This window comes from Archangium sp. (assembly GCF_057119385.1).
In genome coordinates, this window is the sequence record NZ_DBNGVP010000125.1 from 146,793 (window position 1) to 163,935 (window position 17,143).

Annotated in this window: 11 protein-coding genes; 3 read left to right on the top strand and 8 right to left on the bottom strand. The window is 70.3% G+C overall.

Going from position 1 to position 17,143, the window contains the following annotated elements; genetic code table 11:
- Positions 1-32: 32 nt before the first annotated feature.
- Positions 33-1,718, bottom strand: a complete 1,686-nt coding sequence (locus AC16DP_RS30995; RefSeq protein ID WP_329729695.1) for an amidohydrolase — start codon at positions 1,716-1,718, stop codon at positions 33-35.
- A 293-nt stretch (positions 1,719-2,011) separates the two neighbouring features.
- On the opposite strand from AC16DP_RS30995, the gene AC16DP_RS31000 reads away from it, so the two are divergent.
- Entirely contained in the window at positions 2,012-4,054 is a 2,043-nt protein-coding gene (locus AC16DP_RS31000) for a choice-of-anchor D domain-containing protein (protein WP_483956907.1), read from the top strand.
- An 80-nt stretch (positions 4,055-4,134) separates the two neighbouring features.
- On the opposite strand, the gene AC16DP_RS31005 is transcribed toward AC16DP_RS31000, so the two are convergent.
- From AC16DP_RS31005 to AC16DP_RS31025, 5 genes are all read right to left on the bottom strand, one after another.
- Entirely contained in the window at positions 4,135-8,319 is a 4,185-nt protein-coding gene (locus AC16DP_RS31005) for an HYR domain-containing protein (protein ID WP_329729693.1), read from the bottom strand.
- Between the two features lie 394 nt (positions 8,320-8,713).
- Positions 8,714-10,609: a M56 family metallopeptidase gene (locus tag AC16DP_RS31010; RefSeq protein ID WP_329729692.1), complete on the bottom strand. Its 1,896-nt coding sequence runs from the start codon at positions 10,607-10,609 to the stop codon at positions 8,714-8,716.
- On the bottom strand, positions 10,606-10,992 hold the full coding sequence (locus tag AC16DP_RS31015; RefSeq protein ID WP_329729691.1) for a BlaI/MecI/CopY family transcriptional regulator: 387 nt from the start codon (positions 10,990-10,992) through the stop codon (positions 10,606-10,608). Before AC16DP_RS31015 ends, AC16DP_RS31010 begins: the two co-directional genes overlap by 4 nt.
- Positions 10,993-11,126: 134 nt before the next feature.
- Complete coding sequence (locus AC16DP_RS31020; protein ID WP_329729690.1) at positions 11,127-12,857, bottom strand: hypothetical protein; 1,731 nt, start codon at positions 12,855-12,857, stop codon at positions 11,127-11,129.
- 166 nt (positions 12,858-13,023) lie between these two features.
- On the bottom strand, positions 13,024-13,779 hold the full coding sequence (locus AC16DP_RS31025; protein WP_329729689.1) for a rhomboid family intramembrane serine protease: 756 nt from the start codon (positions 13,777-13,779) through the stop codon (positions 13,024-13,026).
- A gap of 127 nt (positions 13,780-13,906) precedes the next feature.
- Between AC16DP_RS31025 and AC16DP_RS31030 the strand changes: the two genes are divergently transcribed.
- Entirely contained in the window at positions 13,907-14,860 is a 954-nt protein-coding gene (locus tag AC16DP_RS31030; protein WP_329729688.1) for an alpha/beta fold hydrolase, read from the top strand.
- 12 nt (positions 14,861-14,872) lie between these two features.
- Here AC16DP_RS31030 and AC16DP_RS31035 read toward each other — a convergent pair whose 3' ends face one another.
- Positions 14,873-15,394, bottom strand: a complete 522-nt coding sequence (locus AC16DP_RS31035) for a YkgJ family cysteine cluster protein (RefSeq protein ID WP_329729687.1) — start codon at positions 15,392-15,394, stop codon at positions 14,873-14,875.
- Between the two features lie 185 nt (positions 15,395-15,579).
- On the opposite strand from AC16DP_RS31035, the gene AC16DP_RS31040 reads away from it, so the two are divergent.
- The gene (locus AC16DP_RS31040; RefSeq protein ID WP_329729686.1) at positions 15,580-16,095 is read left to right on the top strand and encodes a hypothetical protein; all 516 of its coding nucleotides are present in this window, start codon (positions 15,580-15,582) and stop codon (positions 16,093-16,095) included.
- 26 nt (positions 16,096-16,121) lie between these two features.
- On the opposite strand, the gene rnz is transcribed toward AC16DP_RS31040, so the two are convergent.
- The gene (rnz, locus tag AC16DP_RS31045; protein ID WP_329729685.1) at positions 16,122-17,045 is read right to left on the bottom strand and encodes a ribonuclease Z; all 924 of its coding nucleotides are present in this window, start codon (positions 17,043-17,045) and stop codon (positions 16,122-16,124) included.
- Positions 17,046-17,143 lie beyond the last annotated feature (98 nt).

Genomic DNA, 17,143 nt, shown 5'->3' on the forward strand with positions numbered 1-17,143 from the left:
ACATGTCGAAACGGGGACGTCGACACCGTGGCTCAGCGGGCCGAGTAGACCTCGGCGCCGGCCACCACGGTGAGCTTCACCCGGGCGGTGAGCAACTGCGAGGGGGGCGCGTCCACCGGGTCCACCGAGAGCGCGACGAAGTCCGCGTCCATGCCCGGTTTCAGCCGGCCCCGCTCGTTCTCCGCGAACGCCGCCTGGGCCGCACCCACCGTGAAGCCCTCCAGGGCCTCCTCGCCGCTCAGCCGCTGCGCGGGGTACCAGCCGTTGAGGGGCTGGCCCTCGGCGTCCTGCCGCGTGCGCGCCGCGTACAGCCCCAGCAGCACGTCCGGGCGCTCCACCGGGAAGTCACTGCCGAACGCCAGCAGCGTCCCCGCCTCCTTCAGCTCGCGCCACGCGTACGCGCCCTGGATGCGCTCGGGCCCCACGCGCGTCTCCGCCCACGGCATGTCGCTCGTCGCGTGCGTGGGCTGCATGCTCGCCACGAAGCCGCTCTTGCCCAGCCGGAGGATGTCCTCCCGCCTCATCACCTGCGCGTGCTCCACCCGGTGCCGCAGGTGGCGCGTCCCCGTGGCCTCCGCCTGGCGCAGCAGCGTCTCCAGCACCAGCGTGTTGGCCCGGTCTCCAATCGCGTGCGTGGCCACCTGGAAGCCGCGCTCCATGAAGTCCTTCACCCGCGCCTCGTACTCCTCGGGCGAGAGCAGCAGCAGCCCCCGGTGGGACGGCTCGTCGCTGTACGGCGCGTGCAGCGCCGCGCCCCGGCTCCCCAGCGCTCCGTCCAGGCTCAGCTTCACCGCGCGCAGCGTCAGCATCCGGCCCTGGAAGGGGCCCTCGCGCAGGTACGTCTCGCGGTCCGCGCCCTGGCCATCCGCCATCACGTAGAGGCGCAGCGGCAGCCGGCCCTCCTTGTCCCAGCGCTGCATCAGCCGGAAGGTGCGCAGGTCCATGCCCGCGTCGTGCACGCCCGTCAGCCCCACCTCGGCACAGCGCGCGAGCGCCGCGGCGAGCCGTGCCTCGTGCTGCTCGGCCGTGGCCGGCGGCAGCACCGCGCTCACCAGGTCCATCGCGTTGTCCACGAGGATGCCCGTGGGCTCCCCGTTCGCGTCGCGCAGGATGCGGCCTCCCGCCGGGTCCGGCGTGTCCTTGGTAATCTTCGCGCGCCGCAGGGCCTCGCCATTCACCCAGAGGGCGTGGCCGTCGATGCGCTCGAGCGCCACGGGCGTCCCGGGCAGCTTCGCGTCCAGCTCCGCGCGGCCGGGGAAGCTCTTCTCCGGCCAGTCGTTCTGATCCCACCCGCGGCCGATCAGCCAGTCCCCCTGCCAAGCGGTGGCGGGAGCGGAGGCCACGCGCGACAGCACCTCGTCACGCGAGGCCGTGCCCTCCAGCCGCACCCCGGCCAGGCCCGCGCCGAGGCCCGCGAGGTGCCCGTGCGCGTCCGTCAGGCCGGGCACCACCGTGGCCTCTCCCAGGTCCACCACGCGCGCGCCCGCTCCCGCCGCGGCGAGCACCTCGTCCCGGGTGCCCACCGCGAGCACCTTCCCCGCGCGCACGGAGAGTGCCTCGGCCATGGGCCGCTCCGCATCGAGCGTCCGCACGCGCCGCGCCACATAGACGGTGGTGGAAGAGGTGGCGGGTTGCTGCACCTCGGACGCATGCCGGGCACAACCGGCCGCGCACACGACGAGGAGCACCGCGCCGAGAAGAGACTTCATTCCGTGCATTGCACACCTTTCGGACTGCCCCGGTTGCCGGGGTCGGTGGCGGCGCACTCTGGCGCACTCACGTGCGCGTGGGAATGCGTGGGCGGGTCTTTGGTGGATCCTACGTACCCCCCTTAATGTTCCGACCGGACGCTCTGATTCACACACAAGGGGGATGGCTCGTGCTTCGGCTCCATTCATTGTCAATTCTCGTGGCTCTCGGTCTGCTGACCGCCTGTACTTCTGGTGCTCCGGCGGCGGAGGACGTGCCGTCGCAACCTTCGTCACACGTGTTGCAGCGGGCGCCGCTCCGGATGCCGCCCACCCTCCAGCTCTTTCCCAGCAGCCTCGACTTCGGTGCTCAGGAGGTGGGTACCACCAGCGCACCGCAAATGGCGACGGTGCGAAACACCGGCTCCGATCCCCTGTACCTCGGCGATGGCTCCATCACCGGGCCCTTCCTGGTTTCACCATCCGGTCCTCTCACCGTGCCGCCGGGTGCCACCCAGGAGCTCTCGGTGACGTTCAAACCCACCACCGAGGGGTCCAGTAGCGGCACCCTCGTCTATTCCAGCAACGACCCGTTCAATTCCCGCGTGACGCTCTTCCTCGCCGGCCAGGGGGTCCCGCCCATCGAGGTGAGCCCCACCAGCCTCGACTTCGGAGAGCAACGCGTGGGCACCACCAGTGCGTCCAGGTCGGTGACGATCCGCAACGCCAGCAGCGCGAGCTTCACCGTCACCGGCATTTCCACCACCGCGCCCTTCGCCGTGTCGGCCGCTTCCACGCCCTTCACCCTGGCCCCGGGTGCGTCGCGAGTGGTTTCCGCGACGTTCAACCCCACCACGGCGGGCAGCGTCTCGGGCACGCTCACCCTGAGCACCGATGCCCCTTCCTCGCCGAGCGTCTCCATTCCCCTGGCTGGCAGGGGCGTGAAGCCCACCCTCTCGGTGAGTCCCTCCTCGCTCGACTTCGGAGAGCAGCGCGTGGGCACCACCAGTGCGTCCAGGTCGGTGACGGTCCGCAATACCGGCACCAGCGCCCTCGCCCTCTCCGCCCTCACCCTCTCCAGCGGGGCCTTCTCCCTCTCACCGACGACGATTCCCCTCACCCTGGAGCCGGGGACTTCCCGGGAGTTCGCGCTGACGTTCAGCCCCACCTCCGTGGGCGCTTTCACGGGGACGCTCGGCCTGACCTCCGATGACCCGGACGCACCGAGCGCCTCCGTTCCCCTGGCCGGCGTTGGCGTCGAGGCAAAGCCCGAACTGGAGGTGTCCTCGTCCCGTCTCGACTTCGGTGCGTCCAACGTGGGCTCGAGCGACGTCCTCCGGGAGCTCCGCTTCCGCAATCCGGGCGACACGGCGGTGACCCTCGCCTCGGCCACCATCGATGGCACGGCCGCGCTCGACTTCACCCTGGGCGCGTCGGTCTCCTTCCCGTTGACGATCTCCGCTGGCGCCACGGTCACCCTCTCCCCGAGCTTCTCCCCGCGGGCGGTGGGTTCACGCGAGGCCCGGGCCACCTTCGGCCTCGAGGGGGCCGCCCAGGACTCCGTGGAGGTGGTGCTCGTGGGTGAAGGCACCTCGCCGCTGGTGGCGGTGACTCCCGGCCGGCTGGACTTCGGCACCTGGCGGGTGGGGGACACCGTCGCGCCGCTCTCCCTCCGGTTGCAGAACACGGGGACGGGTCCGCTCACCGTGCCCACCGTGGCGCTGGGTGGCGCGGATGGAGCCCGGTTCACGCTGTCGCTCCCCTCCCTCCCCCTTACCCTGGCACCGGGGGCGTTCCTGGACGTTCCGGTGACGCTGACGCCGGATGCGGTGCGGACCTTCTCGGCCACGCTGGGGGTGGAGTCGGATGACGCGTCCCAGCCCCGCGTGGAGGTGCCCCTCGTGGGCAAGGCGGTGGCCAGTGCCCTGTCCCTCGAGTCGACGAGCTGGGACTTCGGTTCGGTGGCGGTGGGGACGCGCAGCGAGCCGAGGACCCTCACCGTCACCAATGTGTCCTCGACTCCCAGGACGGTGGCGCGCGTACAGTCGACGAGCGCCGCCTTCGAGGTGGAGGGGCTCCAGGGAAACACGCTCGAGCCGGGCGCGAGCGCCACCTTCCGCGTCCTCTTCCATCCGGAGGCCGCGGGCGTGGTCAGCGGCGAGGTGCGCCTGACGCTCCAGGGTGAGAGCACCGCCGATGCGGTGCTGGCGGTGAATGGCACGGGCACCACCACCTCCTCGGTGCCCGTGTCCGGGTGCTCGTGCAACAGCGGTGGCGGTACCGGCATGGCGGCGAGTCTCGCCCTGCTGGCCCTGCTGGCCCTGAGCGGACGCCGCACCCGCGGGGCGGCACGCTCCACGCGGTAGAAAAGGAGAGGGGCCCCGGACCCGGCGAGTGGCTCGCCAGCCCGGGGCCCCTGTTCATCGAGGCCCTTCAGCCTTCCACGTCACCAACCGCCGAAGCTGTACACCTCGGACGTGTACTGGCTGGAGGTGCTGAAGCCCGCGGTGATGAGCACCTTGCCTCCCGGCAGCAGCGAGGCCGTGTGCTCGTAGCGGTTCTGGCCCATGGTGCCCGTGGTGCACCAGGTGCCCGTCAGCGGGTTGTACAGCTCCGCGGAGGCGTGGATGCCCGTGGAGGCGTCGTAGCCGCCCACCGCCAGCACCAGCCCGTTGGGCAGCGGCGTCAGCGAGTGGCGCCGCCGGGGAGAGAGCATCTCGCCGGTGCTCATCCACGCGCCCGTGGCCGGGTCGTACAGCTCGGCGGCGTTGCTCTGCGCGCCGTCCTTGCCGCCACCGGACACCAGCACCTTGCCGTTGGCCAACAGCGCGGCCGCGTGGAAGCCACGCGCCAGGTTCAGGGTGCCAGCGCTCGTCCAGGTGCCCGTGGCCGGGTCATACAGCTCCGCGCCCACCAGGCAGTTGGTGCCCGTGCACTCGTCGCCGTCGTCGGTGAGGCCACCGGCCACCAGCACCCGGCCATCCCGCAGCAGGGTGGCGGTGAAGGCCCGGCGCGCCGTGGCCATGCTGCCCGTGGCGCTCCACGCGCCGGTGAACGGGTCGTACACCTCGGCCGAGGCGAGCAGCGTGCCGGAGGAGGTGGTGCCGCCCATCACCAGCACGCGGCCGTCCGCCAGTGCCACCGCCTGGTGCTCGCGGCGGTACGTCACCATGTTGCCCGTGGCGCTCCAGGTGCCCGTGGCCGGGTTGTACAGCTCCGCCGAGGTGCTCGCGCTGGCCCCGTCACCGCCCGCCACCAGCACGGAGCCATCCGCCAGCAGGGTGGCCGTGTGGAGGCGGTGGTTGGTGTGGGGGCTGCCCGTGGGAGTCCAGGTGCCCGTGGCCGGCGAGTACAGCTCCGCCGAGGGTGCCCAGTTCCAGCCGCCGAGCGTCAGCACCCGGCCGTCCGCCAGCACGGTGGACGTGTGCTGCAGGTGCAGGGTGTTGGTGCCTCCGGTGGGCAGGAAGTGGCCCGAGTTGGGCCTGCAGCAGTTGGTGGGGCCCTTCACCACTTCCACCACGCGCGTGGCCGTGGCTTCCAGGCCCGCCGCGTCCTTCACCGAGTAGGCGAGGGTGTAGCTGCCCGGGATGTTCGGGTTCACGCTGCCGGACACGGTCACCTGGGAGCTCAGGTCCCCGGCGCACACGTCCGTGGCGGTGGCGCCCGGGTCGGTATAGGTGTCCATGCCGCACACGAGGGAGACGGAGTCACCGCCGCGGAGCGTCAGCAGGGGAGGCCGGGTGTCCGTCACGGTGACGGTGGTGGAGCAGGTGGCCTGGAGGCCCGCCATGTCCGTGGCCGTGTAGGTGACGGTCGAGGTGCCCAGCGGGAAGGACGTGGCCGAGGGCGTCACGCTCTTGAGCTGGCAGACATCCGTGGCGGTGGCCGTGGGCGCACCCGCCGGGTTGCTGGCATCGCACTCGAAGGTGGAGGGCTCGGGGCACGTCACCTCGGGAGGCACCTCGTCGCGCACCGTGACGCCGAAGGTGCAGCTGGCCCGGTTGCCCGCCTCGTCGAAGGCGGTGCACACCGTGGCCGTCCTGCCCACGGGGAACGTGGTGCCGGAGGCCGGCGAGCACGCGGTGGTGACACGTCCGCACTGGTCGCTGGCCGTGGGCGTGAAGCTGCCCTTCGCGCCGCCCGCGGTGCACGCGAGCACCTGCTCGTCCGGGCAGGTGATGGTGGGCGCCACCATGTCCTTCACCGTGACGGTGGCCTCGCAGGAGGAGGCGTTGCCCGCCTTGTCCGTACAGGTGAGCGTCACCCGCTTCGTGCCCATGCCGAACGGGCAGTCCGGCGTCTGCGTGCAGGTGATGCTGTCCCCCGTGTCCGGGTCGTACGAGCCGTCGTTCACCGAGCCGCATCCGCCCGTGCACTCCTCGTCGGCGGCCACCGTGACGCTCTTGCAGCGCGCCACCGGCGGGCGGTTGAGGCAGTAGGTGCCCGGGCAGCTCGGGCCGTCCACCGGGTCATCCCACACCACCTGCTGCGAGCCCGTGGCCGGCTCCGGCAGACCCGCGCTGTAGGCGAACACCTTCACCGTGTTCTCGCAGGACTGCAGCGCCGCGTTGAAGGAGAAGGCCGGGTCCTTGCCGCAGTTGGTGCACAGCTCCACCTGGGGCCCGTCGTTGATCTGATACCAGATGCGATCCACCTCGGCCGGGGCGCTCTTCACCACGCCGGTGACGGGCGTCTTGTTCCCCGAGGAGCAGCGGTTGATGGGGTTGATGATCACCGACAGCGGAGGAACGAGCTTCAGCCGCTGCCCGCATCCCAGGGTCACGCCGATGGGAGCGAAGTTGGCGGTGTTCACCTCGCCCGCGGCGTTCACCATCTGGGCGCTCGGGCTCACCGTGAAGGTGCCCTGCGGGAGCGTCATGGACAGCAGGCCCGTGGTCTTCGCGTAGCTCTGGGGCGAGCCGTAGCCATTGATGTATGGGTCGCCGTAGAAGGCGCCGCTGGCCGAGTAGGAGGTGTTCCTGCCCTGCCAGTCGGTGCCGGTGAAGGAGCCCGACACGGAGGCCGTGGGGTTGTAGAAGCGTCCCAGGTCCGTCCGGTAGAAGAGCTGCACCTCGTTGAAGCAGTACTCGTGGTCGATGCGGAATCGGTCCTCCGGGGCCATCAGCCTCGTGCGGGTCACGTTGGGCGCCAGCTCGAGCGCGCCGCTGCGGAACCGGTTGGCGTCATACAGGCCGGGCCGGGTGGAGAAGGAGGCTCCCTCGGACCAGAAGCGCAGCCGCATCGAGCTCTGGGTCCACGAATGGGGAATGTCATACGGGTTGGGCAGCACCTGCTCGTAGTTGGAGGCGAACTCGCCGGTGCTCGGCAGGAACGAGCCCGGGAAGCCGCTCATCGAATAGCCACTGCCCGCGGACGCGTACATGCGCGACTCGTCCACCCAGGTGTCGTTCGGGATGCCATCCCCGTTGCTGTCGTAGTTGCCCTCGAAGTAGAGCGTCTGCAGCGTGCTGGTGGAGCCGGGATGGAGTGGCACGTAGGGGTCCGCCAGGCGCACCGAGCCATAGAAATAGGCCGGTCGCATGGCGAAGGCATGGCGGGTCTCCCCATCGATGACCCGCGTCAACGGAGTCGTCTGATTGCCCACCACTTTGACGCCGCCTGCCGGGTTCCAGGAGGCGAGATAGGGCATGTGGACGATGGTGAAGTCGCGTCCCTTTCGCAGGTAGCTATACGCGTACATGGTGTAGCTGCCCTCGAGCATGTTGGACATCTTCCACCACTTGGAGGGGTCGCCGAGCGGCGCCGTCACGTCCAGACCGGAGAAGGAATGGCCATAGGAGGAGGGCCCATAGGCGTAGAGGTAGCGGTTGTAGGTGAAGGGCTCGCCAGAGATCTCGAAGGGCCCGGTGATGTTGCCGTAGACAGGCGGAGGCGGCGGGGGCGGCGGTTCGGGAACGTGGGGCACCTTGCAGACGCGGACGACCTCGTCACACTTGACGTTGCTCCAGGAGACCGGCACCCACGTCTGCACCGGTCCGCCGGTGGTGTTGACGGTGTAGTAGAGGTTCGCCGAGCCGCTCGAGCCCGGCGGCACGAGGATGGTGATGCGTCCCTCATGCGTGAAGTTGTAGTAGTAGTTGAGGAAGACACTCTTCGCCCAGTCCGGGCTCGTCGCGCAGGTCTCGTCCGTGCCGAGCTGGAACTGCACGGCGCCCATACAGCCCGTGAGCTCCACGTCCGTGGGTCCCGGCTGCACGTTGCGGGGCTTGACTCGTGCACCCGTGGTGGTCGGGAATTGGTAGTGCCAGAGCCCCCGGTAGGCCGAGACGTTGTAGACGACGCCGTCCTCACCTCCCGCCGCGGCCTCCACCAGCATCTCGAAGGTCAGCTCGGTGGGGCTGGTGTAGGTGACATTGTAGGTGCTGGCGCTGTAGCCCCCGGGAACGGTGCTGGAGGCACTCGCGTAGCCATTGAAGTGCCACGGGTCCGCGGCCAGCAGCTTCAGGATGTCGGGGTTCGTGTTCGTCAGCCGGGCCTTTCCCCGGAGGACGTTGGGTCTCAGGTCGACGCTGCCCCCGCCCGCGGTGGCGGAGGCCAGTCCCATCACATCCCCGCCGGCCCATTCCCCGGCGGGGGCGAGTCCCTGTTGCGTGGGCAGCAGGCTCTGCACTCCCCCCTCTGGGATGGCCGTTTCCCAGGGTTGCGGAGGATTGAGCCTGTCTTGCCAGGGGCTTCCGCCCGGAGGAGAGAGCACGGATGGCTTCGCATCTGGCTCAATCTCTTTCATCCCTTCCTGTTCGGAGACACCGCAAGAAGTCAGACAAACACCCACGAGCACGGTCAGGAACCGTGCGTTTCTTTCATACATCGAGCCCCCTGTGTGTGTTTTCACCTGGAGTGTGAAAACGCTACGTATTGTGAGGGGGCTGTCGATTGTCTTTCAAGGGGTTTGTAGAGTTCTTCCGCGGTTTGAGCCGCGAGAAGAAGCGGATTACGCGTACGTGTGGGAATTCATGCCAGCGTTTGAAATGTGAATCAATGGGCAGGAATTCCTGGCGAACCGCTCAGCGCTTCACGGGCTCGGCGGTGCCCTTCCGCACCGCGTCATCGAGCAGGGTGCGCGCCTTCTGCATGGCCTCCAGGTGGGCCTTCTCCATCTGCTCGCCGAGCGCGTCCATCTGCCGGCCGTACTCCTCCATGGGCGCGCTCAGCTTCTCCATCTCGCGGCCAATCTCATCCATCGGCTCGCTGGCCTTCTCCATCTCGCGGCCGAGCGCGTCCATCTGCTCGCCAATCTCGTCCATCTGCTTGTCGAGGGCCTCCTCCTCGCGCTCCAGTTGCTCCATCTGCTTCGCGAGCTCCGGGGACTCCTTGCCGTGCTCCTGCTCGTAACGGTCCTGCGCGCGGGAGAGCTCCGCCTGCTTCAGGGTGAGTTCCCCCATCTTCGCGCCGATTTCGCCCTGCTTGCCGCCGAGCGCTCCCATCTTTTCGCCGAGCTCGCCCATCTTCCCGCCGGCGTCGCCCTGCCTGCCGCCGAGCTCGCCCATCTTCTCGCCCAGCTCGGACATCTTCTCGCCCATCGCGCTCTGCTTCTTGCCGATCTCCTCCACGGGAGCGAAGGTGCTCTCGAAGGCCTTCAGCGTGGCCGCGTCGCGGATGAGGTACTCCTGCTCATCCCGGCGCAGGTAGAGGACGGGCAGGGGCCCGTTGCCCACGAGGGCGCGCGCCCTTCTCACGTCCCGCCGCGAGCCGGCCATCGACGCGTCGTTGTTCGGGCGCAGGAGGACATAGGCGAACATGTCGTCCTCGTCCTCGTTGTCCACGATGATGGGCGCGCTCGGGGGCACGGGCGGCTTCGGCGGGACCGGAGGCGCCGCGACGGCGAGCAGGGGCGTGGCGGTGGGCGTCTCGCGGGCCACCACCTGGAAGGGCACGAGTGCCACCAGGGCGAGGCCTCCCAGGGTCCAGCGAACCCAACGAGCGCGGTGCTTCGAATCGGTCCCAGCGTGTTCCAGCATGGCGATCCTCCGTTTCAGGGCTGCGAGGTGTGACGAGGCACCAGGCACCGCCGCGGCAGCCGGAGCGCGGGCGACACCAAAGACGAGGAGAAGACGTCCGTACTCACGGGGCCCGGCCCCGGTGGCCTGGAGCGCGGCGGCATCACAGGCTTCCTCACGGGCGAGCGCGTACTCGCGGCACGCGCGCCGCACGAGCGGGTGGAAGAAGAGCGCCACCTGCGCGAGCGCCGGCACCCAGCCGAGCCACAGGTCTCCGCGCCGCACGTGGGCGAGCTCGTGCGCCAGCGCCATGCGCTGCTCCAGCGGGGACAGGGTCTCCAGCGCGCGGCGCGGGAGGATGATCTCGGGGCGCAGCAGGCCGAGCGCGAGCGGGCTCGGCGCATGCTCGGAGACGAGCAGTGGGGGGACGCGCGTGAGGCCCAGCTCGCGCCCGAGCACCTCCGCCGCCTGCTGCAGCGAGGCGTCCTCCAGGGGCCGGGCCTCGCGCCGGATGCGGCGCAGCTGCACGAGCCCCCGGAGCAGCTCGCGGCCCTGCCAGGCGATGCCTCCGAGCCATACACACAACGCGCCCAGCAACAGGGGCCGCCAGTCCGTGTGCGTCTCCGGGGGCTTCGGGGCGCGCATCTCCAGGGCATGCACCTCCGGGGTGGTTTCGCCCACGATGGGCATGGCGGGGGCCACCGTGCGCACGACGGCCACGGGCGCCTCGGGGGCGGGCAGCAGGGGCAGGCGCACCGGGCCGGGCGCGCCCAGGCCCACCAGGCACTTGAGGGCCACGAACCACCACAGCATGGTGCGCACGGACGCGGGCAGCCTCGGCAGCAGCCGCGTGAGCGCCCACACGGCCAGCGCGCAGAGCGCTCCCTGCCACGTCACCTGCCACAGCGTGCGCAGCACTCCCAGCCCGTGCTCCATCACCGCGTGCATGTCCACGGCGCTCATTCCTCCCCCTCCTTCTTCGACTTGAGACGGGCGACGGCCTCCTCCAATTGCCGCAGCTCCTCGTCACTCACCTCGTCGGCCTGGGACAGCCACGTGGCGAAGGGCGACAGCGAGCCCGCAAGCGACTTCTTCACGAAGTCCCCCACCACGCCCCGCAGCAGCTCCGCCAGCGGCACGCTCGAGCTGTACTGGTAGACGCCCTCCACCTTGTGCCGGGTGAGGTGCCCCTTGGTGCGCAGCCGCTCCATCACCGTGAGGACGGTGGAGCGCGCCAGCCCCTGCGGCTCGCCGAACTTCTCCGCCACCTCGCCCACGGTCACGGGTCCGTGCTCCGCCACCCAGCGCAGCACCACCAGCTCCTGGTCTCCCACTGGCTTCTTCATGCCCCTCACCTGCGTGACTACAAGTGTCGTCACGAAGCAAGGTAGCGGTGACTACGGTTGTAGTCAAGCCGGCTGGGGCAGGGGTGTTCTTGCGGGGTGGGGCCCGTGGCGTGCTGGAGCCGAGATGAAGCCGCTCAGGTGCGCTCGAGCACCAGCTGCGTCCAGTCCGCGCCCAGGCGCAGGCGGGGCACGGTGACGGATCCGTCCGAGGCGGCGGTGACGGTGCCGCTGGCGGTGCCGAAGGTCCAGCGGATGCGCTCGCCGGGCAGACACCGGAAGCGCTGCATGCGCCGGGGCGTCACGTCCACCACGGGCGAGTCGGTGACGCCCGGGCCAATGACGGCACGCAGCGGCATCACGAAGCGCCCGTGCGTGTCCACGAGCTGGCGGGTGTCCCAGCGCAGCGAGCGGTTGAGCATGCCCGCCACGTCTCCATCCCAGCCCGTGTCGCCGGCCACCTTCGGGTCTCCCGCGTAGCCGGAGTCGTTGCGCCAGGGCTGGCGGCCGTTGCCGCCGGTGCCCGGGTTTCCATCCCACGTGGAGTGGCTGAAGGCCGGGAAGGCCAGGTCACGCCGCAGCAGCGTCTGCGCATCCGCGCGCGGGTTCCAGCCGCGGTCCCACCAGCGCGGGCCCAGCCACGGGTCCGTCTCCACGTGTCCGCCCTCGTCCCAGACGGCGACGTGGCCGATGTGCTGGGACTGGAGCATCCCGTAGAAGGACGCACCGGTGAGGCTGCTGGGCCCCACCACGGAGCCGAAGTGGATGATGGGATCGTCCTTGCCGTGCTCCAGGAAGAGGAACTGCGAGCGGGCGCCGGGCTCGTCCCGCAGGGCGCGCGTCAAATCCAGACGGCTCCAGACGCCGAGGCCATCCGCGCCCGGTACCTCCTCCTCGGGCATGCCCCACAGCGAGGAGAGCTGCGCCAGCCGCCAGGGCCGGTGGGCCCGCGCCACCGGCTGCGCGTGTTTGGCGAACACCCCCGCGAAGTGCCGCGAATCCAGCAGGCCGAGCGCCAGCGCACCCGCACCGCCCATGGAGTCGCCCTCCACGAAGACGCGCTCGGGGTCCGCGCCCGGGTAGCTGCGCAGCACCCACTCCAGCAACGCCAGCACCCGGCGCGCGGTGTACGGCGGCACGGCGCCCGCCAGCGTCTGGCTGCGCGGCAGGCTCTCGGAGTAGCCCCACCAGTACGTGAGGTTCGGGTCGCTCGGCTCGATGACGAAGCGGTCCGGGGACACCTGCGTCCGCGGAGGCCAGTTGCCCACGCCGTGCAGGCGCACCGTCACCGGCATGGGGTAGCCGGCCGAGGCCGCCAGCGGCACCGACACCACCGCGGGGAAGGTGCGCCCGGCGTACCCGGGGCTGTCCAGCCACGCGTCCGTGGGCTGCTCCAGCGTCAGGCGCAGCGTGCCGTGCAGCTCCTCGCGCTCGAGGATGCGCGGCTCGGGCGGGCGCACGGTGTCGCGCACGGCGATGGTCATCTGCGTGTGCGCCGTGGCCCGGCTGTCCTGGGCGGTGAACCTCACCTCATGGCGCCACCCGCCCTGGATGAAGTCCGGCTGGAAGGTGAGCGTGCGAGCGGCCTCGTCCCACTGCGCTCCCGGCGGCAGCCCGTCCACGAAGACGCGGGTGGGACCCTGGGCGCCTTCCACCTGGACGGTGACGCGCAGCACCTCCTCCTCGTTCACCGTCTCGAGGGGCGGCACCCGCAACGTGAGGGCCTGAGGTCCGTTGAGCGTCAATGGATCCGTCTCGGACTGCGCGGACGCGCCTCGCGGCGAGTCCACCAGCAACAGGGCCAGCAGCCCCAGCGCGAGTGCCGGGTGCCGCGGAATGCAAGACCGGAACTGCCTCCCCCAACGCATGGTGCCACACCCTCACGAGCGGTGTCCGAGGGAGGCGAGTCCCCCGGGCCGCGGTTCGAAGCCCTACTGAGTTACTGAGCAAACCGCGTGCCCCTGACGCGCACGCGAACCGACGTCCTGGCGCCGCTCTTCCCGACGCCGCTGCTCCCCGCGACGCCTCCTTGCTTCACGGATGGTCCGGATGCAGCCGATGCCTCCACCGGGTGCGCTGGTGGGTGAGCGCATGGTTCTCGAAGAACTTCACCAGCACCACCCCCGCGAGGAAGCCACCCACGTGGGCCCACACGGCGACCCCGCCCTCGGCCTGGAGCTGGTTGAGCTGGGGCAGTCCGGTGAGGACCTGCACGCCGAACCACCACAGCAGCACCACCCAGGCGGGCAGGGGGATGACGAAGAAGAAGAAGAGCATGTTCACCCGCACGCGCGGGTAGAGGATGAGGTAGGCGCCCATGATGCCGGAGATGGCGCCCGAGGCCCCCACCACGGGCACGGGCGAGGCGGGGTCCACCAGCACCTGCGCCGCCGCCGCCGCCAGGCCGCAGACCACGTAGAAGACGAGGAAGCGCAGCCGGCCCATGCTGTCCTCGACGTTGTTGCCGAACACCCAGAAGAAGAGGCAGTTGCCCAGCAGGTGGCCCCAGCTCCCGTGGAGGAACATGGAGGTGAGGGGGGTGAAGCGGTTGATGGGCGCGTTGTCCACCACGCATGACAGCCCCTGGCCGAGCGGCACCGCGAGTCCCACCGGCGCCTGGTGGGTGAGCTCCCCCGGGACGAGCCCGAGGTTGCACACGCTGGCGACCAGGGCCACGAAGTTCAAGCCGGCCCCCTGGACGTAGAACCAGGTGAAGCCGATGACCGCGAGCAGCAGGTAGGTGACCACCGGCCTGCGGAGTGTGGGGTTGTCGTCGCTGAGGGGAATCATCGGGCGGCTCCAAGATGTCCACGGCACGGCGGTGGGGGAGGGGGAGTGCTGCATTCCTGTACGGCGCCTGACGTCCCGCCCCGAGGCCGCTTCCTCACGATAGGGGACGACCCTAGCTCTGTGCCCCATGAATCCCATCACCCCTCGCTCCGTTTCGTTGCCGGGTCTGCGCATGCAGGTGTTGGAGGCGGGCCCCGCCGAGGGTCCGCTGGTGCTCCTGCTGCACGGTTTTCCCGAGCTGTCCGAGAGCTGGCGCGAGGTGCTGCCCCGGCTGGCCGAGGCGGGCTTCCGGGCGGTGGCGCCGGACCTGCGCGGCTATGGCGGCACGGACCGGCCCGCGGAGGGGTATGACCTGGACACGCTGGCGGGAGATGTCGTCCAGCTGGCGAGGCACCTGCGGCCGGACCGTCCCGTGTACCTCGTGGGCCATGACTGGGGCGGGGTCATCGCCTACCACGTGGCGGCCATGCACCCGGAGGTGGTGGAGCGGCTGGCCGTCATCAACGCCCCGCATCCGGAACGGATGGCGCGGGAGATCTGGAAGCCCGCGCAGCTGGTGCGCTCCTGGTACATCTTCTTCTTCCAGTTGCCCCTCCTGCCCGAGCTCCTGCTCTCCGCACGGGGCGGCGCCCTGGTGCCGCGCATGTTGCGGCGGGCGATGGTGGACCCCTCGCGCGTGCCTCCGGGAAGGCTGGCGGAGTACGAGGCGAACTTCTCCAGCCGCGAGGCGGCGCGCGCGGCCATCGACTACTACCGCGTGGCGTTCCGCCGCACCGTGGACCCGCGCCGCCTGCGCGAATCGAGGCCCTACCCGCGCATCCGCGCGCCCTTCCTGCTCATCTGGGGCGAGCAGGACACGGCCCTGCGCAAGCAGCTCACGCGGGGACTGGAGCCGTACTTCGAGCAGAAGCCCGCGGTGCAGTACCTGCCCGAGGAGGGCCACTTCGTGCCGCTGGAGGCCCCGGAGAAGGTGGCGGCGCTCCTCATCGAGCACTTCTCCGCGGGGCGGGCCCTGACGGAGGAGGAGGCGCGCTGGCCGCGGCAGACGGAGTCCCTCGAGGGACAGCAGCCCCCGGCGTGAGTCGGCCCCGGTTCACTCGTCGAGGTGGAGCTTGCGCACCAGCTCCGCGTACTTCTCCGGCGGGAGGTGGGCCTTCAACAGCGCCTGCCTCATCTGCTCGCCCTTCTTGTAGGAGGCCGAGTAGCCGCACTCGGGGAAGAACTCCGGCAGCGCCTCGTAGACGAGGTTGCGCGGGTAGTCCCGGCACATCCCCGGCCGGCTGTCGTAGGAGTCACACTGCTTCGTCACCGGATCGTAGTGCGTGCAGCGGAAGACGAAGAGCTTGAGGCGCCGGTCGTCGCCGACGAATTCGAAGCCGTTGACGACGCGGTGCCACGTCAGCGTGAGCCAGCGCAGCGAGCGCAGGAAGAACACGGGCCGGCTCACGGGGATGACGGGCGTCTCGCAGCACCGGCCGCAGCCGTTGCAGGAGCCCTTGAGCCGGTAGCGTGGCTCTCCCCGGGCCCGCAGCACCAGGCGGGTGAACCCCAGGTCCAGGGTGTAGCGCACCAGCGCGATCCGTTTGATGGCACGGCGGAGGAGCCCGTCCTTCATGGGCGGGCAGTGTACCCGGGTGCCGGGCCTTCACGACTCCCCGGGTGGGTTCCAGGCGAGCTGCTGTGTTTCAGGCCCTTTGCATGGTTGGCTCGGAAGCGGGTTGTCCCCGGGTCGTCTTGGCGCGGGGAAGGGGCCGTGCTTCAAATCGACTCCTCATCTTCAATCCGTGGGGGAGGAACCGAATGACACCGCCGATGCGCTCGCCGTGGTCCCTGTCGTTGGTGCTGCTCGCCGTTGCCACGCTCGCCACCGGATGCGCGGCCAGCCGCCGCGAGGCCTACATCCAGGACAAGGCGGCCCAGTACGTGTACCGCAAGCCCATCGCCGAGGTGTGGCCGCAGGTGCGGATGCTGTTGAAGGAGAAGGACCTGCCGCTGCGCGAGGCCCCGGGTGCCTTCGAGATCAGCACCGACTGGCACATGGTGGGCGCGCCCTCGACGCTGGGCACCAACTACGTGCGCTACCTGGTGCGCGGCAAGCAGCCGAGCCCGGCCATGTGCAAGGTGGAGATCTTCAAGCAGAACCGCGTCGAGTCCGGCCCGGGCCCGGTGGACTCGCGCAGCGGCCAGCGCCAGAACCTCGGCACGGACACCACCAACCTGGTGCGGGACATGGAGATGGAGTGGGAGCTGATGCAGCGCATCGACCCCGACGCGGCCAAGGCGCTGCGGGCCGAGGCCGAGAGCACCATCAAGTAGGTGCCAGGCAGGGCAGGGCCCCGCGCTCAGTCGCGCAGGGGCAGCTCCACGGTGAGCCCGTCGTAGGCGACCTCGACGGGCCCCTTGTACTCCTCGCGCGCCTGGGTGAGCAGCCGCGAGGGGTCGGTGTCATGGCGGCTGGACAGGTGCGTGAGGATGAGCCGCTTCGCGCCGGCCTCGCGCGCCACCTGGGCCGCCTCGCGGGCCGTCGAGTGCCGCGTCTCCTGGGCGCGCGCCTGCTCGTCGTCGGAGAAGGTGGACTCGTGGATGAGCAGGTCCGCGTCCTTCGCCGCGCGCACCAGGGACTGGCACGGCCGGGTGTCGCCGGAGATGACCAGGCGCCGTCCGGGCCGCGCGTCGCCCACCACCTCGTCGGGACGGATGGTGCGGCCGTCCGGCAGCATCACCGTCTCGCCGCGCTGGAGCTGGCCGTAGACGGGCCCCGAGGGAATCCCCATGGCCCGGGCCTTCTCCAGGTTGAACTTGCCCGGGCGCTCGTCCTCCTGCAGCACGTAACCGAGCGCGTTGATGCGATGGTCCACCGCCACGGCCTGCACGCTGTAGCCACGCCGCTCCACCTTGTCGCCGTCGCGCAGCTCGTGGAACTCCACGCTGAAGGACAGCTGCTCCACGCCCAGGTGCACGGCTTGGTGCAGCAGCCGCCGCGCCGGGGGAGGCCCGTAGAGCTGCACGGGAGTCTCCCGCCCCATCATCCCGAGGGTGCGCAGGAAGCCGATGATTCCCAGGTAGTGGTCGGCGTGGAAGTGGGTGAAGAAGACGGCATCCACGGTGAAGCCGGTGCCGTAGCGCACCATCTGCCGCTGGCTGCCCTCGCCACAATCGAAGAGGAGCAGGTCCGCGTCCGCCTTCACCGCGAGCCCGGACAGGTTGCGATGCAACGTCGGCTGTGCGGCCGAGGTGCCGAGGAAGGTAAGCCTGAGAATGGACATGCCGGCGCTGCCCATGAGTGAAAGACCCTCCCGCCCGCGACCGAGCGCTGGCGACATGCCCCATCTAGCAGAGGTTGACGCGGGGGCGCTTCCCCCTC